Here is a 1,522-nt window from a genome sequence, read left to right as displayed (position 1 = left end):
ATATCAACGTGGGCCCTACGGTGCCTGAGTTTTTCAACGACGAAATTTTGGGCTTCTTGGTGCAAAATTTCGGCCTTCGTCTAATCAGCGGCGACGTGCAGGCAGATCTGAAATACTTCCTGGGCGAATAACCGTCGCTTGGGCAATCTTTACGGGCGCGCGAACGCTGCATAAAATAGCGCGCAGAATTTCTCGCGATTTCTCGCGCGCTCGCAGACCCGCCCTCGCCCGCTAAATTTTAAAATTCGGCAGGCGACAAATTTCGTTTTACAACACGAGTATTACATAGTCTTTGCTTAATAAAAAGCGATCTCAACCACCAAACCTACACTCAAACGAAAATACCCGCTCGCCTTGGCAATGAGATAACCTTAGTAAAAACTGAATTTATAAATTTGATATGCTCGCCAAATTTAGTTTTTTGTACGGCTATCGCAAGCTCTTATTTTAAATTTGACTAGCTTGCATCGTCTATAAATTTGGCTATCTTTTTGATAAAGTTTTCCCACGACCATGCTACATTTTTCAGCTATTTTTTAAATAATTTATCTGAGTGCGGATTGCGATTTATTGCTTGCCTACTAAACCTATGCTAGTTTTATAAAACTTTTAAACCAAATTTGGCCGTACCGTAAACTACGCCAGATGTTATAGCATTGCAGCGGAATATTGTTTTGAGATTTATATCGTTTGATTTATGGGAGTCTAGGCATAAATTTGCACAAATGTATTATCGCATTTTTAATTAATTCCTCAAATTTATGCCACGTATTTTATTAAACTAGCTTTTTAACCCCATTCTAACGCGATTTATGCAGGTAAGTACAAGCAAAAGCGCCACCGCGTAAAGCGCCCAACTAAACCATGAGGGTAGCTGACCAAATACCGCATATATAGTGCCGATAAGCCCGAATACAAATGCGCGGTCGCTCTTGCCCATAGGTCCGTCGTAGCGCCTGCCGCTGCCGTGCACCTGCCCTAGGACACCTAAAAACTCACTCATAAAGGCTAGAAATATAACGAGCGAGATAACACCCCAGTCAAAAGGAGCCACAAAAGCAAACGGCAGATAAAGTGCAGTATCGGAGATAACGTCGGTAGCTTCGTTTAGATAGCCTCCTAGCGGCGTTTTTTGATTAAATTCGCGGGCTAGCATGCCGTCGATAGCATTCAGTGCCATACGTAAAAACATCCAGATAGGCAGCAGAAAAAATAAAGTAGAGACAACAGCAAATTTGACTAGTAATGCACCTAGCAAAATAGACAAAACGCAGGCTACTAATGTGACTTGATTTGCCGTAATGCCGGCATTATAAAGACGCTTTACTAGCGGACGAAGTAGGTTTTGAAATTTAGGTTTTAACTCGTAAATACTCATGATGCTCCAAATAATTTTAATTTAGCATTTTCCCTAAAAAATACTTCAATAAAGTTTAATCAAGGAGCGCACCAACAACTTCATCAACCCCAAAAACAAATTTACAAAAACAGATAACATATCACAAGATAACCAAACCAAAGA

1 protein-coding gene is annotated in these 1,522 nt (G+C 40.7%); it reads right to left on the bottom strand.

The window, feature by feature from the left end:
- Positions 1–781: 781 nt before the first annotated feature.
- On the bottom strand, positions 782–1,378 hold the full coding sequence (locus Q0314_RS11105; RefSeq protein WP_298059046.1) for a CDP-alcohol phosphatidyltransferase family protein: 597 nt from the start codon (positions 1,376–1,378) through the stop codon (positions 782–784).
- Positions 1,379–1,522 lie beyond the last annotated feature (144 nt).

Origin of the sequence: uncultured Campylobacter sp. (assembly GCF_938040115.1) — a bacterium.
Classification (GTDB): domain Bacteria; phylum Campylobacterota; class Campylobacteria; order Campylobacterales; family Campylobacteraceae; genus Campylobacter_A.
This window is presented reverse-complemented; position numbering and strand designations above follow the sequence as displayed.

What these genes read in the sequence shown, in the direction of transcription:
- Q0314_RS11105 (WP_298059046.1), bottom strand. Translation starts at nt 1,378, where the DNA reads ATGAGTATTTACGAGTTAAAACCTAAATTTCAAAACCTACTTCGTCCG.